This is a genomic window from Bradyrhizobium sp. R2.2-H, assembly GCF_004346455.1.
Lineage (GTDB): Bacteria > Pseudomonadota > Alphaproteobacteria > Rhizobiales > Xanthobacteraceae > Bradyrhizobium > Bradyrhizobium diversitatis.
Genome location: NZ_SMBR01000006.1, coordinates 382541 through 407936 on the forward strand (window position 1 = coordinate 382541; position 25396 = coordinate 407936).

26 protein-coding genes are annotated in these 25396 nt (G+C 65.8%); 9 read left to right on the forward strand and 17 right to left on the reverse strand.

The window, feature by feature from the left end; all coding sequences use genetic code 11:
* Positions 1-341 precede the first annotated feature (341 nt).
* Together EDE08_RS18510 and EDE08_RS18515 are read left to right on the forward strand one after the other, a co-directional pair.
* Positions 342-1196: a helix-turn-helix domain-containing protein gene (locus EDE08_RS18510; protein ID WP_165936014.1), complete on the forward strand. Its 855-nt coding sequence runs from the start codon at positions 342-344 to the stop codon at positions 1194-1196.
* Positions 1193-1447 carry a hypothetical protein gene (locus EDE08_RS18515; protein WP_131869942.1) on the forward strand — a complete coding sequence of 85 codons (255 nt, stop codon included), beginning with the start codon at positions 1193-1195 and terminating at the stop codon, positions 1445-1447. Before EDE08_RS18510 ends, EDE08_RS18515 begins: the two co-directional genes overlap by 4 nt.
* A gap of 127 nt (positions 1448-1574) precedes the next feature.
* Here the strand turns inward: EDE08_RS18515 and EDE08_RS18520 are convergent, their stop codons facing one another.
* Together EDE08_RS18520 and EDE08_RS18525 are read right to left on the reverse strand one after the other, a co-directional pair.
* On the reverse strand, positions 1575-2936 hold the full coding sequence (locus EDE08_RS18520; protein WP_165936015.1) for an amidase: 1362 nt from the start codon (positions 2934-2936) through the stop codon (positions 1575-1577).
* Entirely contained in the window at positions 2923-4119 is a 1197-nt protein-coding gene (locus EDE08_RS18525) for an MFS transporter (RefSeq protein WP_131869940.1), read from the reverse strand. The genes EDE08_RS18520 and EDE08_RS18525 overlap by 14 nt, the downstream gene beginning before the upstream one ends.
* Positions 4120-4145: 26 nt before the next feature.
* Here EDE08_RS18525 and EDE08_RS18530 point away from each other — a divergent pair, with 26 nt between their 5' ends.
* Positions 4146-4481: a hydroxyisourate hydrolase gene (locus EDE08_RS18530; RefSeq protein ID WP_165936016.1), complete on the forward strand. Its 336-nt coding sequence runs from the start codon at positions 4146-4148 to the stop codon at positions 4479-4481.
* On the opposite strand, the gene EDE08_RS18535 is transcribed toward EDE08_RS18530, so the two are convergent.
* From EDE08_RS18535 to EDE08_RS18550, 4 genes are read right to left on the reverse strand one after another with little or no spacing between them, the layout of a single operon-like run.
* A complete protein-coding gene (locus EDE08_RS18535; protein ID WP_165936017.1) occupies positions 4482-5297 on the reverse strand; it encodes an ABC transporter permease in 816 nt (271 codons plus the stop codon). It abuts the gene before it with no gap.
* Positions 5297-6160, reverse strand: a complete 864-nt coding sequence (locus EDE08_RS18540) for an ABC transporter permease (RefSeq protein ID WP_131869938.1) — start codon at positions 6158-6160, stop codon at positions 5297-5299. Before EDE08_RS18540 ends, EDE08_RS18535 begins: the two co-directional genes overlap by 1 nt.
* 19 nt (positions 6161-6179) lie before the next feature.
* A complete protein-coding gene (locus tag EDE08_RS18545; protein WP_131869937.1) occupies positions 6180-7226 on the reverse strand; it encodes an ABC transporter substrate-binding protein in 1047 nt (348 codons plus the stop codon).
* Positions 7227-7256: 30 nt separating this feature from the next.
* Complete coding sequence (locus tag EDE08_RS18550; RefSeq protein WP_131869936.1) at positions 7257-8351, reverse strand: ABC transporter ATP-binding protein; 1095 nt, start codon at positions 8349-8351, stop codon at positions 7257-7259.
* Positions 8352-8439: 88 nt separating this feature from the next.
* On the opposite strand from EDE08_RS18550, the gene EDE08_RS18555 reads away from it, so the two are divergent.
* Positions 8440-9828 carry an amidase gene (locus EDE08_RS18555; protein WP_131869935.1) on the forward strand — a complete coding sequence of 463 codons (1389 nt, stop codon included), beginning with the start codon at positions 8440-8442 and terminating at the stop codon, positions 9826-9828.
* Here EDE08_RS18555 and EDE08_RS18560 read toward each other — a convergent pair whose 3' ends face one another.
* Both EDE08_RS18560 and EDE08_RS18565 read right to left on the reverse strand, forming a co-directional pair.
* Positions 9829-10578 carry an aspartate/glutamate racemase family protein gene (locus EDE08_RS18560; RefSeq protein WP_131869934.1) on the reverse strand — a complete coding sequence of 250 codons (750 nt, stop codon included), beginning with the start codon at positions 10576-10578 and terminating at the stop codon, positions 9829-9831.
* A 3-nt stretch (positions 10579-10581) separates the two neighbouring features.
* Entirely contained in the window at positions 10582-11361 is a 780-nt protein-coding gene (locus EDE08_RS18565; protein ID WP_131870237.1) for a GntR family transcriptional regulator, read from the reverse strand.
* A 128-nt stretch (positions 11362-11489) separates the two neighbouring features.
* On the opposite strand from EDE08_RS18565, the gene EDE08_RS18570 reads away from it, so the two are divergent.
* From EDE08_RS18570 to hydA, 5 genes are read left to right on the forward strand one after another with little or no spacing between them, the layout of a single operon-like run.
* Positions 11490-12494 (forward strand): ABC transporter substrate-binding protein, encoded by a 1005-nt coding sequence (locus EDE08_RS18570; protein ID WP_131869933.1) that lies wholly within the window; start codon positions 11490-11492, stop codon positions 12492-12494.
* Positions 12478-13329, forward strand: coding sequence for an ABC transporter permease (locus EDE08_RS18575; protein ID WP_131869932.1), 852 nt, complete (start codon positions 12478-12480; stop codon positions 13327-13329). Before EDE08_RS18570 ends, EDE08_RS18575 begins: the two co-directional genes overlap by 17 nt.
* On the forward strand, positions 13329-14105 hold the full coding sequence (locus tag EDE08_RS18580) for an ABC transporter ATP-binding protein (RefSeq protein WP_131869931.1): 777 nt from the start codon (positions 13329-13331) through the stop codon (positions 14103-14105). Before EDE08_RS18575 ends, EDE08_RS18580 begins: the two co-directional genes overlap by 1 nt.
* A gap of 9 nt (positions 14106-14114) precedes the next feature.
* On the forward strand, positions 14115-14846 hold the full coding sequence (locus EDE08_RS18585) for a maleate cis-trans isomerase family protein (RefSeq protein ID WP_131869930.1): 732 nt from the start codon (positions 14115-14117) through the stop codon (positions 14844-14846).
* The gene (gene hydA / locus EDE08_RS18590; RefSeq protein ID WP_131869929.1) at positions 14807-16267 is read left to right on the forward strand and encodes a dihydropyrimidinase; all 1461 of its coding nucleotides are present in this window, start codon (positions 14807-14809) and stop codon (positions 16265-16267) included. The genes EDE08_RS18585 and hydA overlap by 40 nt, the downstream gene beginning before the upstream one ends.
* Positions 16268-16297: 30 nt before the next feature.
* Here the strand turns inward: hydA and EDE08_RS18595 are convergent, their stop codons facing one another.
* From EDE08_RS18595 to EDE08_RS18635, 9 genes are read right to left on the reverse strand one after another with little or no spacing between them, the layout of a single operon-like run.
* Positions 16298-16924 (reverse strand): FMN-dependent NADH-azoreductase, encoded by a 627-nt coding sequence (locus tag EDE08_RS18595; protein WP_131869928.1) that lies wholly within the window; start codon positions 16922-16924, stop codon positions 16298-16300.
* A 3-nt stretch (positions 16925-16927) separates the two neighbouring features.
* Entirely contained in the window at positions 16928-18502 is a 1575-nt protein-coding gene (locus EDE08_RS18600; protein ID WP_131869927.1) for an isochorismatase family protein, read from the reverse strand.
* A gap of 18 nt (positions 18503-18520) precedes the next feature.
* Positions 18521-19369, reverse strand: coding sequence for an MBL fold metallo-hydrolase (locus EDE08_RS18605; protein ID WP_061882122.1), 849 nt, complete (start codon positions 19367-19369; stop codon positions 18521-18523).
* A gap of 30 nt (positions 19370-19399) precedes the next feature.
* Positions 19400-20284, reverse strand: coding sequence for an amidohydrolase family protein (locus tag EDE08_RS18610; RefSeq protein ID WP_131869926.1), 885 nt, complete (start codon positions 20282-20284; stop codon positions 19400-19402).
* A complete protein-coding gene (locus tag EDE08_RS18615; RefSeq protein ID WP_131869925.1) occupies positions 20281-21399 on the reverse strand; it encodes a vWA domain-containing protein in 1119 nt (372 codons plus the stop codon). Before EDE08_RS18615 ends, EDE08_RS18610 begins: the two co-directional genes overlap by 4 nt.
* Positions 21396-22277, reverse strand: a complete 882-nt coding sequence (locus EDE08_RS18620; RefSeq protein WP_131869924.1) for an AAA family ATPase — start codon at positions 22275-22277, stop codon at positions 21396-21398. The genes EDE08_RS18615 and EDE08_RS18620 overlap by 4 nt, the downstream gene beginning before the upstream one ends.
* Positions 22278-22286: 9 nt before the next feature.
* The gene (locus EDE08_RS18625; RefSeq protein ID WP_109144208.1) at positions 22287-23309 is read right to left on the reverse strand and encodes a xanthine dehydrogenase family protein molybdopterin-binding subunit; all 1023 of its coding nucleotides are present in this window, start codon (positions 23307-23309) and stop codon (positions 22287-22289) included.
* Position 23310: 1 nt separating this feature from the next.
* On the reverse strand, positions 23311-24903 hold the full coding sequence (locus EDE08_RS18630) for a xanthine dehydrogenase family protein molybdopterin-binding subunit (RefSeq protein ID WP_131869923.1): 1593 nt from the start codon (positions 24901-24903) through the stop codon (positions 23311-23313).
* Positions 24904-24915: 12 nt separating this feature from the next.
* Complete coding sequence (locus EDE08_RS18635) at positions 24916-25392, reverse strand: (2Fe-2S)-binding protein (protein WP_131869922.1); 477 nt, start codon at positions 25390-25392, stop codon at positions 24916-24918.
* Positions 25393-25396 lie beyond the last annotated feature (4 nt).

A 25396-nucleotide genomic window follows, 5' to 3' on the forward strand; every position in this document is an offset into this window, starting at 1 on the left:
TTTTCGTGCCCTCTTGGAAGACCCCGTGGATAGCCCAGTTCAGCGACGGCGGCGACACGGAAATTCCCCAGTGGAACAAGGCTTATCGGTGATTTTGCCGATCGCAGACGCGTCAACTTACCGCAGGCAGGGGGAGCTTCAGGGCTCGAGCGTGGGGCGGAGTGTTCCGTTCGCCCTCTCGCTCCGGGTCATACCTACGTATGACTCGGTTAACCCCAGACCTTATCCATGCACCCGCGCGTAGAATGGAGCGCGCGGATCGCCGAACTACTCTGCTCGCATAGCATTCGGACAAGCCGGCCAGGCATTGTTGGTGCGAATTGGGACAAGGAGGTTCGACGATGTCGCTGCAGATATCATACCCGCAAAATGCCAAGGATCATGTCGCCGCCACGATGGACGTCTCTCCCATCGACGGCGCGCAGCTGCGGTCATCGAAACATTCGTCGCGCTCCGGCGACGAGGCGGTGATGCTCTCTCTCGTGCATCTGGATGTTGCGCTGGCCATCGAGCCACCAGCACCGGGCGTGCAGGGATCTGCCAGCGGCAGGCCGAGCTTCAGGGTGTCCGCGAAACGTCTTGCGCACGCGTCCGCGGAGTCCGATCGGGAGACGGGTGCGGAGGGGGCCGCGGACCCGGTGATGCGCCGCCTCTCGGATGCCCTCGCGGCCACCAAAGCCATGCACAATCCCCATTCCGCCATTCTCGTCGACGCATTGCGCCTGGCCATTCTGACCCGCAAGGCCAGCGGTGGGACAACGGCCGGACGAGGCCAGTCCGAGCCGGCCGAGAGCGACCGCGGAGGGCACGCCTGCCGGGCGGTGCGGTCGTTGCAAAAGTGGCGCCTCAAGCGCGTCATGCAGTACATCGACGACAATCTGGACGCGAAGGTCACCTTGCAGCATCTGGCCGCGGTTGCTGGCCTCAGCCGTATGCACTTCGCCGCGCAGTTCCGTGCGGCCGTCGGCATGCGGCCGCACGAATATTTGCTGAAGCGGCGGATCGAGCGTGCTCAGGAATTGCTGCAGCGGTCGGACATCTCGCTCGTAGACATCGCCTTGACCGTCGGGTTCCAGACCCAGGCTCATTTCACGACAGTCTTCAAGCGCTTCGCCGGCAATACGCCATATCAGTGGAGGAGTGCTCACCTTGCGCAATTCCTGCCGTTGCCGCGCCCCGAAGCGAGGGCGTCATGACCAGCGTCGGTTTGCAGTCCCTGTTGTTGCCCCTGCTCGGCATTCAGTCGGCGCTGGTGTACCACGAGCTCATGGGATTGTTCGAGATCGCGCGTGTTCTCGGTGCCTCCTATCGCTTTGCAACCTCGGGATCCGGGTTAGGCGCTCTTTACGGTCGCTTCACTCTGAACTTCTTCAGGACTATTGTCGGAGGCATCGCACACGATGCATTGATGGACCGGTCGATCGAGGAGTTGGTCCCGCAGGCTTGAAACAGAAGGCATTGGACCGATACGAGCGGTTTCGCAGTCGGCTGGACAGGCCATCATGGCCGAGCGATCTGAGATACGCAGGCGAGCAGGTGTTCGAGGTCGATGTGCCACTCAGTCACGGCAGGATTTACACTCGCAGGACGGCCTCGATCTTTTGCGCTGCTCTAAGCAGCGAGCGGTCCTGCCCACGGGCTCCGATGATCTGAAGGCCGAATGGAAGGCCGCACCGATCCGTTCCGCACGGAATCGAAATGGCCGGCAGGCGGGCATGATTGACAAAGGGCGTGAACACCGCGTGGGCTCGCGGGCTCACGGCTTTTCCGCCGATCATGTCCGGGCCGAGCTGCGTCAGCGGCCACGCGACGCATGGCACCGTCGGCGTCAGAAGCAGGTCAACTTCGGTAAAGAAAGCCGCGAAGGCATTGGCGATTGCGGCGCTCGCGAGTAGCGCTCCGGCAACCTCAGCACCCGACCAGGAGAGACCTCGCTCGATCTGCCTGGCGATGTCGGGATCGAAGACGGTCGGATCCTTGCGGAAGGCATCACCATAGAGTGCCGCGAGACCCGCATGCTGAAGCGGCATGATGGCGTCTTCCGTGGCGCCTGCCGGCCAGACGGGATCGCGTTGCGTGATGTACAAGCCTGCCGCGGAAAGGCGGTCGATGGCGGAAGCGAGCCCCTTCGCGACGACGTCATCAATCGCGACATCGAGGCCAAGGCGCGGCGAGAACGCGATGCGCTGACCGCCAACGTCTTCGGTCCGCCCTCCAACGACGGCAGAATCCGGATCGCGCGGATCAGCGCCGACCATGGCTTCGAACGCCAGCGCAATATCGGTCGCATCGGCTGCGATCGGCGCGATGACGGAGAGGCCGAAAAAGGGCTCGGCGAAGCCCGGCCCATAGGGGATCGCGCCATAGGACGGCTTGAAGCCGGCGACCCCGACATGGGCTGGCGGCCTGCGGCTCGAGCCACCCGCATCGGTGCCGATCGCGAGCGGCACGAGGCCGGCGGCGACGGCCGCGGCCGGGCCTCCCGATGAGCCGCCGGGCGTCAGCGCGGGATCGAGGGGGTGCCGCGTCGGCCCATACAGCGGCGAGGTGGTGACGCCCTTGCAGGCGAACTCGGATGTTGCGCCGATGCCGACGACGATCGCTCCGGCCTTGCGCAGGCGCTCGATCGCGATGGCATCGCACGGTGCGATGAAATCGCGAAACAGGCGCGAGCCCTGCGTCACACGCCAGCCGCCGACCCAGATGTTGTCCTTGACGATGACGGGGACGCCGGCGAGCAGCATCGCCTCGCCGGCACGCAGCCGATCGTCGACCGCCGCAGCGTCGGCCAGCGTGCGTGCGGGATCGATCGCGACGACCGCGTTCAACGCCTTGGCGGCCTCGATCCGCGCGAGCGCGGCCTTTGCGGTTTCGACGGCGCTCGTCCGCCCGGCTGCGACATCGGCCGCGATCTCGCGGGCACTATGCGCTGGCATTGTCACGGCCTCCCCAGATCAGCGCCACCGTGCCGCAGAGGGCCAGGCACGCCAAGGCAAAGAATGCCGCGCCGAGGCCGGCCACACCATCAAGGATTGATACCAGCGCGGGCGCCACCAGCAGGCCGGCATAGGATGCGGTCAGCACCGCGCCGGTGGTTTCGCCGATCCGATCTTGCGGGGCGAGGCGGGCGATCTCGGCGATGAAGACGCCATTCCAGCCCGAGGCCGTCAAGCCGAACAGCGCAGCAATTGCGAACTGCCAGCTGCGACTGAGCGATCCGCCGTCGAGGCCGAGCAGCGCGGCGCAGAAGGCCATGCCGAGACCGATGACGATGAGCACCATGCGCGGAGCATCGAGCCGCATCGCCACAAATCCCCAACCGAGCCGGCCGACGAGGCCGCCGGCTTGCGCGCAGGCGAGCGCCATGCCGGCCTCGATATGGCTGAGGCCGAGTTCGCGGGTGCCGAGCATGACGAACACAGTGTTGAGTGACACCTGCATCGCGCTGAACGGCATCGAGGCCAACGCCAGCATCGCGATGCGCCGGTCTGCTGTCATCAGCGCCAGCCGCGCGCGGAGATCGAGCTTTGGAGGCGGGACGAGCTTGACGGCGTAAGCCGGTCGCAACGATTCAAACAGAACGATCGCCAGCAGCGCGCAGAGGCCCACCACCGCATAGCACCAGGCCGGCCCGAACGCGATGGCGATCGCGGGCAGGGCCAGCGAGCCGCAGACGGCGCCAATCTGGTTGCCGGTCTGGCGCACCGAGAACACGAAGGTGCGCCGCTCGGCGGTTACGAGCCGCGCCAGCAGCGCCGCGCTCGCCGGTGTCTCGGGTCCCATCGCAAGGCCAAGGCAGATGCCCGCGGCCAGCAGGGCGGCGGTCGATCCGAGCGCGGCCAGCGCCATGGCGACGACGATGGCCGCCGCGCACAGGCTCGCGATCCGCAGCGAGCCGACCCGCGCGATGAAGCCGCCGCCCCAGAACGAGGCCGGGATGCCGACGGCGAACACAGCGCAGGAGAACATCGAGAGCTGCCAGACCTCGATATGGGCGCGCGGCGCGACCACGCCAGGCGCGAACAAGGCAAACGCAACGAGGGCCTGCAGCAAGGTCATCGCGCCAAGGGCCGGCAGCAATGCGGGTGCTGGCCGAACTGCCGCGTTTCCGTCTACCATGGCGGCTTGCTCATGGGAGGAACAACGTGGCAGGCGGCATTTCCATTCACGCAGTCGATGTGGCGAGCGGGCGCCCGGCACAGGGGCTGCGCGTCGAGATCTGGCGGATCGATCCGGACTCCTCGCGCATCGCCGACGGGCGGCTCGGCGCCAACGGCGTGCTCGATCATCCCGTCGCGCAAGGCGCTGGCGTGATGGCCGGTGAGTACGAGGTGCTGTTTCATCTCGGCGAGTTCTTTGGCGACAGCGACGGCTTCCTGACCGTGACGCCGTTCCGGTTCCGCATCAAGAACGTTGACGAGCATTTTCATCTGCCGCTGAAATTCACGCGCTGGGGCTACTCGCTGTTTCGCGGTGCCTGATCAGTTGGTCAGCCGCCGCGACAGGCCGGTGACACGCTCCATGACCGCGACCAGCGCGACGGTGGCGATGATCAGCACGCCGGAGAGCGCGGCGATGGTAACGTCGAGCTTGCCTTCGAGATCCTGCCACATCCGGATCGGCAGCATGTCGGTCGCGGCATCGCGCAGGAACAGCGACACCGGCACGTTGTCGAAGGACGACATGAAGGCGATGAAGGCGCCCGCGATGATGCCGGGCCGGATCAGCGGCAGCACGATGCGGCGGAACGTGTAGAGACGGCTTGCCCCCAGGACGGCCGAGCTTTCGAGCAGGGTCGGCTCGAGCTGGGCGAGCGCGGCAATCGTGTTGCGCACGACATAGGGAACGCAGACCACGGTGTGCCCGATCACCAGCGTCAGCGGCGACACCGGCAGGCCGACCAGCGAGAACAGCATCAGGGCGGCAAGGCCGAAGGCGAGCGCCGGCAAGACCAGAGGCGACATGAAGAGGGAATCGAGCAGCCGCGCGGACAGCGTCCGCGACCGCGAGATTGCGAGCGCCGCCGCGACGCCGAGCACGACGGAGAGGCCCGTCGCCCACAACGCCACGATCAGGCTGTTTTTCGCCGCGAAATGCAGCTGCCAGGCATTCCACAATTCGGCGTACCAACGCAGCGAATAGCCCGGCGGCGGGAAGCGCAGCGAGAAGCCGCTGGTGAAGGAGACGATCAGAACGACAAGCGACGGCGCGATGATGATGATCAGCGCGATCACCGCGGTCACGGTCATGACCAGCTCGAAGCTCAGGGCTTCCAGGGTGCGCCTGCGGCCGCTCATCACGTGCCTCCATAGCCGCGCGACAGGCGGCCGAGCGTGGTGAAGACCGAGACGACCGCGAGCACGGCGAGCAGGAAGATGATGGAGATCGCCGCCGCAAACGGCCAGTTCTGGAGCGTGGAGGCTTGCTGATAGAGATACATCGGCATGAACAGCATCTGACCGCCGCCGACCAGCGACTGGGTGATGAAGGCGGTGATCGCGGCGGCATAGGTCAGCGTGCAGCCGGCGATCACGCCGGGGAGCGACAGCGGCAGCACGATGCGGAAGAAGGTTCGCCAGCTTCCGGCGCCGAGCGAGCAGGAGGCATCGTCGAGATTGGGGTCGATGCGGCCGAGCGCGGTGATCAGCGGCAGCGTCATCAGCGGCATCTGCACCTGCGCCAGCGCGATCACCACGCCGAACTGTGTATAGAGCAGTTTCAATGGGGTATCGATGATCCCGAGCGATTGCAGTGTCGCATTGATGATGCCCTGGCGGCCCAGGATGACGATCCAGGCGAAGGTGCGGACGACTACGCTGGTCAGAAGCGGCAGCAACACGATCAGGATGATGATGGTCTGAAGCTTTGGTCCGACTCGTTGATAGAGCCAGGCGATGGGAAAGCCGAGCACGAGACAGACGGCGGTTACCTCGGCGCCCAGCAGCAGTGTCGAGCCGAGCACGCCCAGGCTGAATGGATCGGTGAGAAAGTGCAGGTACTGGCCGAGCCCCCAGTGGAGCCCGGCCGTGTCGTTGTGTAGCGAGAGCCAGAACAATTGCAGCAGCGGCGCGACGAAGAAGAGGAGGAAGAACAGCGCCAGCGGCGCTGCCAATCCCATCCCGTAGGACGTCACATCGCGTGATGCCGGTGCTGCACCCATGATTCAAACCTTCAAGGTCTTAGATCTTGATTTCGCGGTTGAAGCGTTCGATCCAGGCCGAGCGCTGCTCGTTGATCTTCTTCCAGTCCTGGAACACGAACTTCTTCTTCAGCTCGGCCGTGTCCTTGGCCAGCACGCGCGCGATCTCACCGCCCATCGTGACCTTGGAATTGGTCGGTACGATCAGATAGGGCGGGTTCATCAGCGTGGTCTGCACCTCCGGCGTCAGCGCCGCCTCGATCAGCTTGAAGGCGAGCTCGCGGTTCGGCGAGTTCTTGACGATGTGGATCGTGGTCTTGAAGGCGATGGCGCCTTCCTTGGGCGCCACGAACTCGACAGGCACGCCGCGCGCTTTCAGGATCTGGATGGCGTTGAAGTTGCCGGGCGAGATGTCGATCTGGCCCTGCTGGAACAGGGTCGCGAGTGCGCCGGGATTGGCGGCGACCGCGGCGAGATTGGGCTTCAGCTCCTCCAGCGCCTTGAAGGCCGGATCGACATTGGCTTCCGAGCCGCCGCGCATCTTCGCGATCTCGACCAGCCATCCGGTGCCGAGCGTCGAGTTGAGGTTGGTGATGCCGACGCGGCCCTTGAACTCGGGCTTCCAGAGATCCGCCCATGACGTCGGCGGCGTCTTGACGGCTTCCGGATTGTAGGTGAGGCCGACGACCTGAAAGAACGGGGCGGGGCCCATCGGCTCCTGCGCCTCGGCGATCAGGTCCTTGTAATGCGCGCTTTTCTCGACCGGATAGGGCTCGACCAGGTCCTGGCCGATGGCGACGAGTGCGGGGCCGGGATCATGCAGCATGACGTCGATCGGCGGATTGGCTTTCGCAGCGTTGACCTTGGCGATCTGGTCGACCGAGAGCATGGGATCGAGCACAATCGCGGCGTTCGCGTTGGCCTTCCGAAATGCCGGTACCAGCACGGCCTTGTGAGCTTCCTCCCAGCTTCCGGTGAAGGTCGCAAACACCAGCGGGCGCGCCTGGGCGTAGCTCAAGCCTGGAAACGCCTTCATGGCCCCGAGCGTGAGCGCCGTGGTCAGCAGGCTTCTGCGGTTCATGATCATATCAAACTCCCCTCTGGACAAAGACTGGAATTAAAGCGTTGCGGGAAAGGCGTTGGCGAGCGATGGGGCGAGCGGCGCGAGGCGCACCGCAGCACCGTTCTGCAGCGCGCGCGTCTCGCCGATGCGCGCCTGGGAGACCTTGACGCCGGAGCCGTCGGCAGTTGCGACTTCGTGCACGACGGTGGCTCCCAGCGGCAGCGACATGCCGACCACACCGGCAAAGCCGGTCTCGTCGCCGACGAATTGCAGATGCTCGGGACGGATACAGACGGTGACGCGACCACCCTCACTGAGCGCTCCTCCGGCGGGCCGTGCGATGATCTCCGCGCCGGCGTCGAGCCGCACCTTGGCGGCGGTACGGTCCGCCGAAACCACCACGCCGGGCATGCGGTTGGTCGAACCGACGAAAGTGTTGACGAATAATGTCTGCGGCCGGTCGTAGACGTCGGACGGTGTGCCGAACTGCTCGAGCTTGCCGTGGCTCAGCACGGCGACGCGGTCCGCCATCGACAGCGCCTCTTCCTGGTCGTGAGTGACGATGAGCGTGGTGATGCCGGAGACGCGTTGCAGCCGCTTGACCTCGATCTGCATGTCGAGCCGCAGATTCTTGTCGAGCGCGGCAAAGGGCTCGTCGAGCAGCAGGATCGACGGCTTGATCGCGAGCGCCCGGGCCAGCGCCACGCGCTGCTGCTGGCCGCCCGAGAGCTGCCGCGGCAGCCGCTCGGACATTGTCGGCAGCTGCACCAGCTCCAGCAGGCGCTGCGCCTCGCGCTGGCGAGTCGCCTTGTCGATGCCGCGGGCGGCGAGGCCGTAGGCGACATTCTCGCTGATCGACAAGTGCGGAAACAGTGCGTAGTTCTGGAAGACGATGCCGACGGCGCGGCGGTTCGGCGGCAGCGTGTCGACGATGTCGTCGCCGATGATGATCCGTCCTTGCGTCTGCGCGATGAAGCCGGCGATGATACGCAAGAGCGTTGTCTTGCCGCAGCCGGACGGGCCGAGCAGGGCGATGATCTCGCCACCCTTGATGTCGAGATTGATGTTCTCGACTGCAAGCGCGCCACTCGGGTATCGGTGGGTGACTGCATCGACGACGAGCGATCGGCCGCCTTGCGTTTCAGCCATGGTGTTGCCTCCCGTTATCCCAGAGGAGAAAGCAAGTCTCATGCCCGCGCCTGTCGCTTTTCGGCGCGCGCTCAGGCATGGTGGCCCGATGACATCGGATCGATCGGTTTGCGACCTGACAACCACGGAGCTTGCCCGCGCGATTGCGAGGCGCGAACTGTCCTCGCGTGATGCCGTTGAAGCGCATCTTGCGCGGATTGCGAGTCTCGACGGTCAGTTGGCGGCGTTCGTGACTGTCGATGCGGACGGTGCTCGCCGCGCCGCGCAGATTTGCGATGCGGCATCGGAGCCGATCGGTCCGCTGCACGGTGTGCCTACCGGGATCAAGGACCTCACCGACACCGGCGGGCTTAAGACGACCTATGGATCGATGTTGTTTCGCGATCACGTTCCGGCCGAGGACGATCTGGTGGTCGCGCGGCTGCGCCGCGCCGGTGCGATCATTCTGGGCAAGACCAACACGCCGGAGTTCGGTTTCGGCGCGGTCTGCACCAACCGATTGTGCGGGCCGACGCGCAATCCCTACGATCCCGCGCTGACCTCCGGCGGATCGTCCGGCGGCTCTGCCGTCGCGGTCGCCGCGGGCATGGTGCCGCTGGCGCATGGCACCGATTTCGGCGGCTCGGTGCGTACGCCCGCAAGCTTCTGCGACGTCGCCTCGATCCGGCCGACGCCCGGCCGCATTCCGTCGCCGCGCCGGCCGCTCGGCTGGGACATGCTCGCCACCCACGGTTTCCTGGCCCGCGGTGTCGATGACCTCGCGCTTGCACTGTCGCTGTGCGAGGGAGGCGATGGGCGCGACCCCGTGTCGATCGGCCTCGGCAGCGACGATTGGACGAACGTGGAACGTCCGAGGATCGCCGTCACGCCCGATTTCGGCGTTGCACTGGTCGCACGCGACGTTCGTGCCCGCTTCGCCACCGCGTGTGCGGCGCTGGCCCGGGTCGCCGAAATCGTGCCGTCCTCGCCCGATTGTAGCGGCGCGGTCGAAACCTTCCGCGTGCTGCGCGCTGCGCACATCGCCGACAGCTATGGCGAGTTGCTGCGGATCCGGCGTGCGGAGCTCACTCCGACGGTGATCTGGAACATCGAGGCCGGCGCGAAACTGTCCGCGCAGGACTACCTCGACGCCGAACGGCGTCGCACGGCCATCTACCGCAGCTTTCGCGAGCTGTTCATCGGTACCGATTTCCTGATTGCGCCGGCCGCGGCCGTCTTGCCCTGGCCGAACGAGATCAGCGATGTCACCGCAATTGACGGGGCGGCATTGGAGACGCCGATCGACTATCTCGCGGTCACCTTCATCGTGTCGCTGGTCGGCTTTCCGGTCCTGACCATGCCGGTACGACGAGACGCGAGCGAACTGCCCTTCGGCATTCAGATCATCGCGCCGCCGGGCGGCGAATCCCGCTTGTTTGCCTTTGGCCGTGTTCTCGAGAACGAATTGGGCTTTTCGCATCGCCGGCCGCCTTTCTGATCAGCTGTCGCGATGCTCGATCCGCGCGGCGAGCGCAGCGGCGAGATCGAGGGTCGGTTTGGCGGCGGGCCGGCGGAACGTTCCCGCCGCTGCCTTGCGCAGATGCAAGGCAACCAGCGCTTCGGCCTGCTTCACTGAGGCGATGACCTGATCGACCACGGGAACGGGAATCCGGTCGGCGACGCGCTCGGCGAGGCCGGAGAGCGGTGCCCCGGCAAAGATCAGCACATCGGCCTTGTCCTCGACGATGGCGCGGTGGGCGAGTTCGACCAGCACGTCCTCCTTCTCGGTGCCGACCTCGGAGATGGCCTGAAAAGGCGTATCGAGCATCCGGATGCCGGCGCAACGCTCCCACAATCCATGCGCGCGAACGCATTCCTCGTACCAGGGCCCGAGCGCCTGGGCGAAGGTGACGATAGCGAAGCGGCGCCCGGCCATGCAGGCGGTCAGCATCGCCGCTTCCGCCATGCCGATCACGGGAATGTCGAAGGTCTCGCGCGCGGCGAACAGGCCGGGATCGCCGAAGGCCGCGATGATCGCGGCGTCGACCCTCCTGTGCTGCTCGGCCAGCATCTCCAGAGCAATGGCGCCGCCGATCTGCGCCTCGGTACGTGTCGCGATATAGGGTACGCCGCGGGTCGCGGTGCAGGGGATCAGCTCCGTCCCGGGCGAGACCGCCCGCTGCCCGACACCCATCATCAGGTGCGTGACCTCGGCGCTGGTGTTCGGGTTGAGCAACAGCAGCTTCATGGTTCAGGCCGCCGTCTGCTTAGCCTGAGAGGCGGCGAGGACTTCGAGCAGGGCCGTGCCGGTACGCGCGACATGCGCGCCGAGCAGGCGGCCGGCCGCCTCGCCGTCGCGCGCTTCGAGCGCGGCCAGGATATCGGCGTGCTCGTCGACCGAATTGCTCCAGCGGCGGTCGGCGCCGAGGGCGAGATATCGCGCGCGCTCGGCCCGGGAGATCAGCGTTTCGTGGGCTTCCCGCAGCGGCGTGTTGCGGGCCATGCGGACGATGGCGCTGTGGATCTCGCCGTTGATGGCGAAATAGTCGTCCAGCTTGCCGCTGCGGTGATGACCCTCCATGCGGGCCTGAAGCGTGCGCAGGCGGGCGAGGTCGCGCTCGGTCGCGCGCTCCGCGGCGAGTTCGGCGGCGAGCCGCTCGATACCGGCGAGCGCCTCGAATAATTCCGAGATGCCGTCCGCCGCGATACCGGCAATGCGCGGGCTGCGGTTGGGACGAAGCTCGATCAACCCCTCCGCGGCAAGCACTTTCATCGCCTCGCGCAAGGGGGTGCGCGAGACGCCGAGCTCCTTCGATAGCCAGGTCTCCTGGGTCTGCGAACCCGGTGGCAGTTCGCCGCGAATGATCATCGTCCGCATCCGCGCCGCGGCACGCTCATGCAGGCCCATCCGCTTGAGTTTGGGCGACTTTCGTCCCTTTGGCGCTTCCGGTTTTGGCTGCACGCGTGCCTCGCTTCTCACGTTGATCTTAGCCGTTTCCAGCTCCTTAGCTTGCTCAAAATATCGACGTATCTCGCTGAAAACAATGGCATAGCGCGCAAATTGTATGCAGCATGCAGAAAGTGGATTGCGTTGCGACGAAGGGCGACGGATGATCCTGCGCAATGCGCGGATATCGCGCCTTCGGAGCGGAGTAAGCGATGCGGATGAGTTTGCGACTGGGTCTAGTGGCAATGGCGGCAATGCTTGGCGGAGGCGATCTCGCCTCGGCGCAGACGGCGAAGATCAAGCTCGGCTACGCCAAATGCGCGCACTGCCTGCCGATGTCGCTGATCCCAGGCATGGCCAAGGGCGTCGAGGTCGATGCCACCGGCTTCAACTCGGGGAACGACGTTCTCACCGCCTTGATATCGAAGAGCATCGACGTCGCGCAGGTCACCTATCTCCACTACATCACCGCGCTCGACAAAGGATTCGACGTCGTCGCCGTATCGGGCCAGATCAACGGCGGCTCGGAATGTCTCTCCTCCGCGAAGCTGAACCTGCCGGCCGAGGACTGGGCCGCGTTCAACGCAACCGTGGCGAAGGCAAAGAGCGACGGTCAGCCGCTCAAGGTCGCGGCGTCCCGCGGTAACGCGCAGGACATCCACATGCGCGGCGCGTTCCTCAAGCAGGGTGTCGACCCCAACAAGGACATCCAGTTCATCAACATTCCCAATCCGTCCGACCATCTCGCTGCACTCCAGCGCGGCGAGGTCGACATGATCTGTTCGGTCGAGCCGTTTGCATCGCAGATCCGGCTCGCCGGTGCCGGCAAGCACTTCGTGCTGCCGTATGAACAGGCCGCAGGCAATTTGACCAACTTGATCGTCACCCGCTCCGATGTGATCGCCGGTCAGCGCGCCGGCGTCCAGGGCGTGGTCGCCGCCGTGGTCGAACTCGACAACAAGCTGATCGCCGACAAGGGGCCGTGGATCGAGGTCATCAACAAGCTCACCGGTCTCGACAAGACGGTCGCGACGGAGGCGCTGAAAAATGCCTCGCCCGATCCTGCGATCCATCGGTCGCAGACGCTGGCGATCGCGGCGATGATGCGCGACCTCAAATACATCTCCAAGGACGTCTCCGCGGAAGCGGAGAAGAACATGGACTATTCGTTCCTGGAAAAGGCCACGGGAAAGGCCAAGAATGACCTCGGTTACTGACGTCTCGCCCGCGCGGCCGACGTTCCGGTTGACGCGGGCGTTCCAGGGGCTCGAACGCCTCGCCGTCCCCGCGCTGCTGATTGCGGGCTGGGAGGCGTTTGCCCGCAGTGGCATGCTGCCGCCCGCGCTGCTGCCGGCGCCGAGTGCGGTACTGCATGCGCTCGGCGACTGGGTGTTCGGCTTCGACGAGACCACGCAGACCTATTCCGGGCACTGGCTGCGTGATGCGCTCGCCAGCGCCCTTCGCGTCTTTGGCGGCTTTGCATTGGCCAGCCTGCTCGGCATCCTCGCCGGGGTCGCGATCGGCTGGTCCCGGCTGTTCGAGAAGACGCTGGAGCCGACGCTGCAGATGTTGCGCCCGATCCCGCCGGTGTCCTGGATTCCGCTCGCGATCATCTGGTTCGGGATCGCCGACAAGCCGGCGATCTTCCTGGTCTTCCTCGGCGCATTCTTTCCGGTGCTGATGAACAGCATCCATGGCGTCAAGACCGTGGACCACAATCTCGTGCGTGCCGGCGCGATGATGGGCGCCAACGGTCGGCAGATGCTGACCGACATCGTGCTGCCGGCGGCGCTGCCATCGATCTTCGCCGGCCTGCGCATTGCGGTCGGTTCGGCCTGGATGCTGACGGTCACGGCCGAGATGGTCGCGGTGAAGAGCGGCCTCGGCTACGTGCTCTGGGATTCCTACTACTTCCTGCGCTACGACATCGTGCTCGCGGCGATGATATCGATCGGGCTGCTCGGCTATCTCTCCGACCTCGGCCTCAAGGCGATCATGGCGCGCACGCTGCGCTGGCAGCAGACAACCACCGTGCAAGGCAGGGCGGGCTGATGGCGGCAATCGAGCTTCGCAACATCGTCAAGGTGTTCTCCGACAAGCGGCGCGGCCGTGACCTCTTGACGCTGGACAACATCAATCTCGACATCGAGGCGAATGATTTCGTCTGCCTGCTCGGCCCTTCCGGCTGCGGCAAGTCGACCTTGCTCAACATCATCGCCGGTTTCGAGCAAGCGACGTCCGGCCGCACGCTGGTGGATGGCAAGCAGGTGGAGCATCCGGGCTCGGACCGCGGCGTGGTGTTCCAGCAGCCGACCCTGATGCCGTGGCTGACAGCGATCGACAACATCGCCTTCCATCTCAAGCTCAAGGGCGTTGCCAAGGCCGAGCGGCACCAGCGCGCCATGGAGTTCATCGACCTCGTCGGCCTGCGCGGTTTCGAGCATCATCATCCCTCCGAAATGTCGGGCGGCATGAATCAGCGCGTGGGCATCGCCCGCGCACTGTTGATGAACCCGAGCGTCATCCTGATGGACGAGCCGTTCGCGGCGCTGGATGCCCAGACCAAGCTCGAAATGCAGGAGGAGCTGGTCGCGATCTGGCAGAAGCGCCGCTGCACCATCGTATTCGTCACCCACAGCGTCGACGAGGCGCTGGTGCTCGGCAACAAGATCGTGGTGATGACCAGGCGGCCGGGCAGGATCCGGGAGGCGGTCAATTTCGACCTGCCGCGCCCGCGCGACATCACCGGCCCCGAGTTCAACGACGCAAAGCGCCGCATCCTGTCCCTGATCCGCGAGGAGTCGACGCGCCTGGCGCAGGCGTCGTAAAGTTTCGACATGCGCAAGCGTCTTGGCATGATCACGCCGTCCTCCAACTCTGTGCTCGAGCCCGTCACCAGCGCCATGCTGGCCGACGCTCCCGGCGTCACTGCGCATTTCTCGCGCTTCCGCGTCACCGAGATTGCGCTCGACGCCGCCGCGCTGAACCAGTTCGATGCCTCCGCGATGCTTCCGGCCGCGGACCTGCTGGCGGATGCCAAGGTTGACGCCATCGCTTGGAACGGTACGTCCGCAAGCTGGCTCGGGATCGGCCGCGACAGAAGCCTGTGCGAAGCGATCGCGGCGCGCACGGGTATCCCGGCGACAACGTCCACGCTGGCCTGCATTGACGCCGCTCGCGCGCTCGGCGCCAGACATGTCGGATTGGTCTCGCCCTATACCGATGACGTGCAGCAACGTATCGCGGAGGTCTGGGCCGGGGAGGGAGTCGCTCCGCATGCCGAGCGGCATCTCGGGCTGCGTGACAATTTCTCCTTTGGCGAGGTCGCGCCTGCGACGATCGCCGAGATGATCCGGGCCGTGGCGGCGGAGGGTGCCGACGCGATCGTCATCCTCTGCACCAATCTCGACGGCGCCGCGCTGGCGGCCACGCTGGAGCGGGAGCTGGACATCGCCGTGCTCGACTCAGTTGCGGTGACGCTTTGGCGATCCCTCGGCCTCGCCGGCGGCGACGTCAGGACCCTTGCGCAATGGGGCCGGATCTTCCAGACAATGCCAGCCATCAAGTGACGGAGGCCTCAGTGACGCAGCTCGATCTCGCCATTCGCGGCGGCACCATCGTGACGGCCAGCGACGAGTTTCGCGCCGATATCGGCATTCGCGACGGCCGTATCGTCAGCATTGCAGACAGCATCGAGGGCGCGGCACGCGAGATCGATGCGACGGGATTGCTCGCGCTGCCGGGCGGCATCGACAGCCACGTCCACATCTCCCAGCCGTCGGGCCCCGATGTGGTGATGGCCGACGACTTTGCCTCGGCGACGCGCGCGGCCGCTGCCGGCGGCAACACCATGGTGCTGCCCTTCGCGCTCCAGGAGAAGGGCACCTCCCTGCGGACCTGCGTCGAGAACTACCGTAAGCTTGCCGAGGGCGAGTGCTATATCGACACGGCGTTCCATCTCATCATTTCCGATCCGACCGCGGTCGTGCTCGGCCAGGAGCTGCCGGCTCTCGTCAAGGACGGCTACACCTCGTTCAAGGTGTTCATGACCTATGACGACCTCGTGCTCAGCGACAAGCAGCTGCTCGAGGTGTTCGAGGTGGCGCGCCGTGAGGAGGCGCTGGTCATGGTCCATTGCGAGGGCTACGACGCCATCCGCTTCCTTACCAGCAAGCTCGAACGTGAAGGCCATATCGCGCCCTATTATCACGGCACCTCGCGGCCCCAGGCCGTCGAGCGCGAGGCGACGCATCGTGCCATCAGCCATGCCGAGGTGATCGGCGTTCCCATCATGATCGTGCACGTCTCGGGCCGAGAGGCGATGGAGCAGGTGCGCTGGGCCCAGCAGCGCGGCTTGCCGGTGCATGCGGAAACCTGCCCGCAATACATCACGCTGACGGCCGACGACATGAAGGGCCTGAACATGGACATATCAGGCGCGAAATATGTCTGCTCGCCGCCGCCGCGCGATGTCGAGAGCCAGCATGCGATATGGGAAGGCATCACGACTGGCGTGTTCCAGACCTTCTCGTCCGATCATTGCCCGTTCCGTTACGACGATCCCAAAGGCAAGCTGACGCCGAATGCGCGCACCTCGTTCCGCTGGGTGCCGAACGGCATCCCCGGGGTAGAGACGCGGCTTCCGATCCTGTTCTCCGAAGGCGTCTCGAAGGGACGCATCACCCTGCAAAAGTTCGTTGAGCTGACCGCCACCAACCACGCGCGGATCTATGGTCTCTATCCGCGCAAGGGCTCGATCGGCGTCGGCTTTGATGCGGACATCGTTCTCTGGGATCCCAAATTGAAGAAGCCCATCCGGCAGGCCGATCTGCATCACGGCTCAGATTACACGCCATGGGAAGGCTTCGAGGTCACGGGATGGCCGGTGACGACAATCGCCCGCGGCCAAGTGGTCTATCACCAGGGTCGGATCGTCGGCGCCAAGGGGGCAGGCAATGTGCTGAGCCGGGGCAAGTCGAGCCTGATCTGATCCAGCTCGATGCGCCGTCAAGGCGAAGTTCTAGAAGGCCGTAGCCATTGCAGCGAGGCGCCGATGGGCCCTTTCACGGGCGGCATCGATTGGCTGCTGCGGTCCAGTGGTTGGGCCGATCAGCACGAAACGAACATTGCTGATTCCGATGAAGCGAAGGATTTCCCGCAGGTAGGGCGTTGCCATATCGGTGCGACCACGGTTCATGCCTGTGGCAAAATCGCTGCCGCTGGCGAGGATCACCAGCGTCGGCCGATCCTGCAGCAGCGGGAGATATCCTTGCGTCGGATCGAACCGAAAGGTGAGCCCGGGCTGGACGATGATGTCGAACCACTGCTTGAGCTTGTAGGGAATACCGAAGTTCCACATCGGGGTCGAGATCAGCACGCGATCGGCAAGTGAGAAGCGCAGCGCCATTCGCTCCGCCTCGGCAAAGCTGTCGCGCTGCGCATCGGTGAAGCCCTGAGCCTTCATGCGCGCGTATTTGGCCTCGACGATCGGACCGGCGAACTCGGGCATCCGATCACGCCAGATGTCCACGACATCGATGTCCCAATCCGGCCGAGCCTGACGGAAGCCGTCGAGAAAGACGCGCGCGCCGGCCGTCGATTCGGACTCGGCGCGCGGCGAGCAGGTCAGGTGCAGCAACTTCGCCACTGTTCATCCCAGCGCTCTGATGACGGTATCGGCCCTGGTCACGACCGCGACGTTCTGCATGGCAAAATTGATCGAGGCATTGTGCCAGTCGGAATTCATCGTCGAGCAGCAGTCCTCGGGCACGATCATGAAATAGCCCTTGTCAGCACCGGTGCGAGCGGTGTGCTCGACCGACATGTTGGTCCACGCGCCGGTATTGATGATCATGTCGCGGCCGGTGGCCTTGAGAATCGTCTCCAGCCGCGTACCTTCCCAGGCGCTCATGCGCATCTTCTCGACCACGAAATCGCCGGGCCGCGGCTCGAGGCCGGACACGGGCGCGGCGCCCCAGCTTCCGCGCACCATCGCCTTGCTATCGACGAGGCCCTCGAACAATGGTGCATTCAGCGTGACGCCGGGGGCGCCGGGCTCGACGACGAACCAGACATGGATGATGGCGACACCGCGCCCGCGTGCGGCTTCCGCCAGACGTCGCACATTCTCCACGACATGCTGCTGCTTGGCGTGACCGGGCGCGCCGGACTCGGCGAAAGCCCCGCCGTCCATGATGACGTCGTTCTGGAGGTCCTGGATGATCATGGCGCAGCGCTGCGGATCGAGCCGCATCTCGCCCTCGGTCAGAACAGGTGAGGCTGGCGATGAGCTCGGGCTTGTTCCGCCACCAGCGCGCCTGCCGCTCATATAGGGCTCATGCCGCGGGCCGACCTTGGTTGGAATCGCGTATACCGAATAGGTCGAGGTGAGATAGAGCGTGCGGAAGTCCGGCCCACCCCAGGTGAGGTTGGCGACGAGCTCCGGCACGCGGACCTTGCCGAGCAGTTCGCCGCGCGGCGAATAGACCCAGACGCCGCCGGGTGCGGTGACCCAGACATTGCCGTGCTGGTCGCACTTCATGCCATCGGGCAGACCGGGTTCGAGCTCGGACTTGATTCCACTCGCAAACACGCGTGCATTGGACAGCGAGCCGTCGCTGTTGACGTCGAACAAGCGGATCAGGGCTTGCACGGTGTCGTTGACGTAGAGCAGCTTCTCGTCCGGCGAGAAACACAGCCCGTTCGGCTGGTCGAACAGATTGCGATCGACCACGAGCTTCGGTTCGCTGCCGGGCTCGACCCTATAGACGCCCTGGAAGCCGAGCTGGCGCGGCCGCTCGACGCCATAGACCGGCATGCGGCCATACCAGGGATCGGAGAAATAGATCGCGCCCGATGAGTGCACGCAGACGTCGTTCGGGCTGTTGAGCTCCTGGCCGCCGACATGCGAAGCCAGCACCTCGCGCCGTCCGTCGGTGCGTTCGCGCACCAGCGACGAGGTCGCGTGCTCGCAGACGATCAGGTTGAGCTCGGCGTCGTAGGTCATCCCGTTGCATTTGTTCGATGGGCGTTTGACCTCGACGACGCCGCGCCGCGAATCCCAGCGCCTGCGCACGTCGGCCGGCATGTCCGAGAACAGCAGATAATGATCGACCGGATGCCAGATCGGCCCTTCCGTGAAGTCGAAGCCGGTGCCGATCTGTGCGACCGGCGCATAGGGGTCGATCAGGGTCTCGAACTCGCTTCGCAACGTCACATGCGTCATTGGCCAAACCTCGACACATCAAGCCGGGAACCAGTTGCGCTCGGGCAGCGACTGGACGATCGGTCCGGGGACCTGATCGTGCAGACGTCCCACGACATTGCCGCCTTCGATCTTGGCGGGACGGTCGTGGACCGGGAGCAAATAGCGCGAGCTGCTCAGCAGCTTCTTGATCGCGGCTTTTTCCGCGCGCTTGCTGGTGCCGTGGTTGCCGGTGGTGCGCGGCTCCCAATCGTGGATCTCATGGAAAGGCGTGACGATCTGATCGTTGAAGTCGTAGATCACGTCGCCGCAGATGGTGGCGATGCCGTCGGCCGTCTCGACGATGATGTTCATCGAGCCCTCGGTGTGGGCGTTGGCGGCGTCGCAGTAGACGCCGGGCATCAGCTCGATCGGGCCCGTGATCTCGAGGTCGAGGAAGCGCAGCGCGCTCTTGGTATGGAGGCGGTCGATCAGGTGCTTGATGTCCGGCGCGGGATATTGCGGATGCATCAGCCCGGAGACGGAATATTCGAGCTCCTTGCGGTTGAGCACGACGGTCGTGTTCATCGGGAACAGGTCGTCCTTGCCGGCATGGTCGATGTGCAGATGCGTGTGGCAGACGAAGCGGACGTCGCCCATGCGCACGCCGTGGCGCGCGAGCTGGTTTTCGATCATGTTCTCATGATACTGGAGACCCCGCATGCCCAGGGTCTCCATGATCTGGTTGGAGCGATAACCGGTGTCGACCACGACCGGATATTTCCCGCCGAGGATCAAAAAGCCGAGCGTGAGGACGCGCCGGGTGCGGCCGCAGTCGCGGCCGAGTACCAGGAAGCTCGATTCCAGCTCGATATCGCCGTAGTCCAGGATCTTGATCTCCAGCGCCATTCGTGTCCCTCCCGTCTCGTTTCTTGTCCGTCAAAGCCGATAGACGCGGCTCGCCGTCGCCCTGAAGATCGCATCCTGCTGCGCCGCGCTGAACGGGGCGGCGGCTGCGCGAAAGGCTGCGACGAGCTCGCGATAACTGGTCCACAATTTCTCGATCGGAAAATTAGAGCCGAACAGGCAGCGCTCGGCGCCGAAGATCGCGACGGTATCCGTGAGCACGGCGGCGATATGCGCGGGATCGTTGCGATGGATGAAGGTGCCGAGCCCGGACAGTTTGGAGACCACATTCGGGCAGGTCGCGAGCCGAGCCATCCCGGCGCGCCAAGCCGCCCGTCCCGCCGGGGAGAGATCCTCGAGCATGCCGGCGTGCTGAAGGATGAAGGTCACGCCGGGACAGGATTCGGCGAGCTGCGCCGCATTTGGCATCTGCGGCGTAAAGACCTGCAGGTCGAAGCTCCAACCGTACTCGGAAAGACTCGCGACGTTGCGACGGATCACGGGATCGGCGCAGAGATCCGGGCGCGCCGCGAAGCGATACAGCGGGTTCTCGTGCCAATGCAGCTGCATGCGCACCCCGCGCAGTAGCGGATAGCGCTTGAGGCGGTCGAGCTGCGGGCGGACATCGTCGGCCGCGAAATTGGCATAGGCGACGATGGCGTGCGGCCAGCCGTGTTCGTCGGCTGTGCGCTGCACCCAGCCTGCCTCCTCCTCGAAATGCTCGGGCGCCCAATTGGTCTGCACATAGACGGAGCGGGTGACGCCGCTGTCCCTGAGATCGTCGAGATATTCCTGGATCGGATAGTCGCGCCGGATAGGCTCGTAGGGACCGAAGATGCGCGGCTGCATCGGGCCGGTCAGCCAGGGCAGATCGGCCTGCCGCCAGATGTGATGATGGCCGTCGACAATGTCGTTCACGCAGCTCTCCTTCCCAGTGCCAGGATGTGGGCGACGATCGAGGCGCTCGATCCGCCGTCCACGAGATCGTCGACGAAGCGCTCGATCGCGACGAGCGCTTCGGTTTGCGGGCGGAACGCAGGGCTCGTTGCCAGCGGCGTCAGCCAGCTCAGGCGCCAGGCCCGCCGCGACAGTTTCGCGACGGCATCGCGAAGCGCGTGGGGCTCGCCGCGCTCGAGTCCGTCCGACACGATGACGACGGCGGCGCCGCGGGCGTAGCCGCCGAACCGGGGCACCGCGAGGAACGCCTGCAGCGCATCGCCGATGCGGGTGCCGCCGTCCCAGTCGCTGACCAGGTGTGCCGCGGCACTCAGCGCCTGCTCGCGCCGTCTCAGGCGAAGCGCGCGTGTGACACGGGTCAGCCGCGTGCCGAAGGTGAAGACCTCGACATTCGGAGCGGCTTGCACCAGCGCATGCGCAAGCTTCATGTTCTCCTCGGTGCGGCTCTTCATCGAGCCGGAGACGTCGATCAGCAGCAGGATCTTGCGCGGGCGCTTCCGCCGCTTCATGTGGCCGAGCCGGAGGATCTCGCCGTCGCTGCGGACGCTGTCGCGCAAGGTGCGGCGGAGATCGGCGAACGGCCCACGGCGCGCCCGCATGCGGCGATGCCCGCGCCGCCGCGGCAGCCGTCGCGGCGCCTCGCGCTCCAGGCGCCGGAGCGCGTCGGTGGTGGAGAGCTGCGCGAAGCGGCGCTCGACCAGCGCTTCGCTGCGCGATGCAGTCAAGCCGGACTCGTTGGCGTCGTCGGAGAGCAGGGGCTCCTCGTCGCCGCGACCTTCCTCCTGCAGCCGGACGGTCTCGTCGTCCTCGCCCTCTGCGGCATGCTCGATGGCCTCGCTGCCGCGGAAATGCAGGTCGAACAGCCGGTCGAAGGTGGTGCGGCGCTCCGGCGGCGGGGCGAGGGTGGCGAGCGCGGACTGCCTGATGTCGCCGAGGTCGCGCGGGCCGAGCAGCGTGATGGCAGTGAGGAATGCGGTGGTCTGTTCCGGCGCCACGGCGAAGCCGTTGGCGCGCAACAGCGTCACGAAGGAGACGAAGATGCGGGCAGCGCGCGGGAGCTGCAGCTCGGGGCTCATGCGGTGGCCTCCGCGAGCATGGCATCGAGCCGGGGCGCGATGAAGTGCAGATCCTCTTCGTCCTTCAGCGCCACGCCGATCGAGCGCTTGAAGGCGTCCGGCCAGCGCGCGCCGCCCTTGTTGAGAAGTGTCGCCGCCTCCGCCCAGTCGACTGCCTCGGCGATGCCGGGCGCCTTGCTCAGCGGCTCGCGGCGCAGCCGCTCGACCGCCGCGACGACGGCGCGGGCCGTGGTTTCGGCGACGCTGGAGGCGCGCATCATGATGATGCGGGCCTCGCGCTCCGCAGTTGGGTAATCGATCCAGTGGTAGACGCAGCGGCGGCGCAGGGCTTCGTGCAAATCGCGCGTCCGGTTCGACGTCAGCACCACCACGGGGCGCTCGGCGGCGCGCACCGTGCCGCGCTCGGGAATGGAGATCTGGAAGTCGGACAGGAATTCGAGCAGGAAGGCCTCGAACTCCTGGTCGGCGCGGTCGATCTCGTCGATCAGCAGCACCGTGGAATCCGGCGCGCGAAGCGCGGCCAGCATGGGACGCTCGATCAGGAAGGTCTCGCCATAGATGTCGATGCTCTCGTCACCGGCCTGGCGGATCGCGAGCATCTGGCGCGGATAGTTCCACTCATAGAGCGCGGCGGCCGCGTCGATGCCCTCGTAGCATTGCAGGCGGATGAGACGGCGGCCGAGCACGGCGGCGATGGCCTTCGCCGCCTCCGTCTTGCCGACCCCTGGCGCGCCCTCCAGCAGCAAGGGCTTGCCCAGCGCGAGGCCGAGATAGGCAGCGGTCGCCAGTCCCTCGTCGGCGAGGTAATAGGCCGCCCGCAACGCCTTCTCCAGCGCCTCCGGGCTGTCGATGCCGACGATGTTGCTGCGAACCGCCATGAGCCCGCCTCAGCGCCGCGCCTGCGGCCGCGCGCCGCCTTGGGCCTTGATCGCCCGCAGCACCTTTTCCGGAGTGATTGGAAGGTCGTCGATGCGCACGCCCACCGCGTTGAAGATCGCATTGGCCACGGCCGGCAGTACCGGATTGGCGCACATCTCGCCGGGGCCTTTTCCTCCGAACGGACCATCAGGCGCAGGTCGTTCCAGCACCGCGATGTCGTGCGGGCAGATGTCGCCGGGGCCCGGCATCAGATACTCGACGAAATCGCGCGGGCCGTGAACGGGATCGGGATAATACGGCTCCGGCGTCTCGTAGAGCGCGTGGCTGATGCCCATCCAGGCGCCGCCGACCAGCTGTTGCTCGACTAGGCGCGGGTTGAGAGCGCGGCCGAGCTCGTAGGCTGAGTCCATCCGGACCATCGCGACCTCGCCGGTCTCGTCATCGACCTCGACCTCGGCGACGAGGCAGGCATGGGCATAGCAGGTCGCAGGGGACATCTCGCCCGTTTCAGGGTCGACGTTCGACAGCGGCACCAGGAAGATGCCGCGTCCGGAGATGGTCTTGCCCTGCTTGAACTGCGCGGCGATCGCGACGTCCTTGGTCGAGATCGAGCGGTGCGGCGCGCCCTTGACGTGGATGTTGCCGCGGCCGTCGGTTTCGAGATCGGCGGCGTTGACCTCGAGCTCCTCGGCGGCGGCCTCCATCATCACGCCGCGCGCCTCGCGCGCCGCGGCCATCACGGCATTGCCGACGCGATGGGTACCGCGCGAGGCGAACGAGCCCATGCAATGCGGCCCGGTGTCGGAATCCGCGGTGTCGACATAGACGTCCTCGACAGGCACGCCGAGCGTCTCGGCGCAGATCTGCCGCGTCACCGATTTCATGCCCTGGCCGAGGTCGATCGACGACAAAGCCACGGTAAATTTCCCGCTCGGGTTGGAATGCACCAGCGCCTGGCTCGGATCACCGCCGAGATTCATGCCGATGGGGTAGTTGATCGACGCCATGCCGCGTCCGCGATGCCGGGTCATCTCAGCGCCTCCTGGTGCCGAACACTGAGGAAAAGCGGGTCGCGCCGTGCGATGGCGCAGCCGGGCGAGGCGGGGGAGGTGGCGGCGCCGGCGGCGGTGGTTCGCGCGGCGGCTCTCTTGTCGCCGTCACCGGCGCGCGGTCGTAGCTCGTGCGCTGCTGCGCCGGCGCAGCCGGCCGGCTGCGCGAATCCGTCGGCGTCGGCGGGATGGCCGCGCGGCTGCCACCGCCGTCCTTGCGGGAGGAAGCGCGCCTGAACTCGTCGCGAATGGGCCATTTGGCCTTCTCGGCGGCAACCTGGACGCATTCGATCAGAGCGGTGTTCTTGGCCTCGCGCCGGTGCGCCTTCATGTCGCCGTCGCGATAGGCGTTCAGGATCCGGAACTCCATGGGATCCATGCCGACAAGATGAGCGAGCTTGTCCATCTGGCATTCGATGGCAAAATCCATCGCGGTGACGCCGAAGCCGCGCATCGCGGTTGCAGGCGTGCGGTTGGTGAAGACGCAATAGACGTCGCCATAGACGTTCGGGATGGTGTAGGGGCCCGGCAGGTGCGCCGCGCATTTCACCGCCGCGTAGCTGGACAGCCGCGTATAGGCGCCGCTGTCGAAAAAAGCGCGGATCTTGCGCGCGACGATGCGGCCGTCGCGCATCACGCCGTCCTTGATGTAGATGCGTTCGGCGCCGCGCGGCGGGCCGTATTGCATCTCCTCCTCGCGCCCGAACACGTAGCGGACGGGACGCCCTGTCAGCATCGCGCCGAGGATCGCAAGCGGCTCGGTCAGCGTATCCACCTTGCCGCCGAAGCCGCCGCCGACGGTGCCGCCGATGAAGTGGAAGATGTTGGAGGGCACGTCCAGAATCTTGGCGCAGGTGTCGACCGAGAAGAACAGCGCCTGGGTCGAGGTGTAGACGACGTAGCGGCCGTTGGTGTCGGGCGCGGCAATGGCGCCGTTGGTCTCGGTCGGCGCGTGCTCGATCGGCGACATCTGGTAGCGTTGTTCGAGCACGTGGTCGGCGGTCGCGAGCGCGGCATCAGCATCGCCAAAGCGCAGGCGCTGGTGATCGTAGACGTCGTGATAGATGAAGGCGTTCTTCGGATAGGTCTCGTTGACCACGGGCGCGCCGGGCTTGAGCGCGTCCTCGACGTCGAACACGGTGGGCAGCGGCTCGTAGTCGATCTTGACCTTCGCGATCGCCTCGAACGCTTCGCGCTCGCTGTCGGCGACGATGGCGAGGATCGGCTCGCCCTTATAGCGGACCTTGTCGACGGCCAGCGACGGCTCGTCGTCCTTGCCGAAGTTGATCAGGCTGAGCAGCGTATTGAGGTTGCGTGGCACGTCCGCGCCGCGAATGATCCGGCGCACGCCGGCGGAGCGCTCGGCCTCTGTGGTGTCGATGCGGCGCAGCCTTGCATGCGCCTGCGTCGAGCGGACCACCTTCAGGTGCAGCATGCCCTGGAGCTTGTGGTCGTTGAAATAGCTGGACGTGCCCGTGATGTGGCCGAGCATGTCCTGCCGCTGCGTGCCCTTGCCGATCTCCTTCAGGTTATCGTCTCGCTCGTCGGCGAAGATGTCCTTGCGCAGTTCCAGCATGGTCGCGTCCCTCTAGGCGCTGACCCGGCCGCCGGCGGCGGCGAGGATGGCGTTGATGATCGGCTCGTAGCCGGTGCAGCGGCAGATGTTGCCCGAGATGGCTTCGACCACCTCCTCGCGGCTCGGGGCGGGGTTGCGATCGAGCAGCGCCTTTGCAGCCATCAGCATGCCCGGCGTGCAATAGCCGCATTGGGCGGCAAAATTGTCGGCGAAGGCGCGCTGCAGCGGATGCAGGTTCGGGCCTTGCTTCATTCCGTCGAGCGTCTCGACCGAGCGGCCGGCCACGGTTTCGGCCAGCGTCAGGCAGGAGAGGTGGAGCTCGCCGTCGACAAGAACGCTGCAGGTGCCGCAGCCCCCCTGGCCGCAGCCGAATTTCGGCGTCATGTCGCCGATCAACTCGCGCAAGGCGACCAGCAGATTGGTGCCGCCGTCGACGAAGATCGCGACCTCGCGACCGTTGTGACGAAATTGCAGGGGTATCTTGGACATGGCG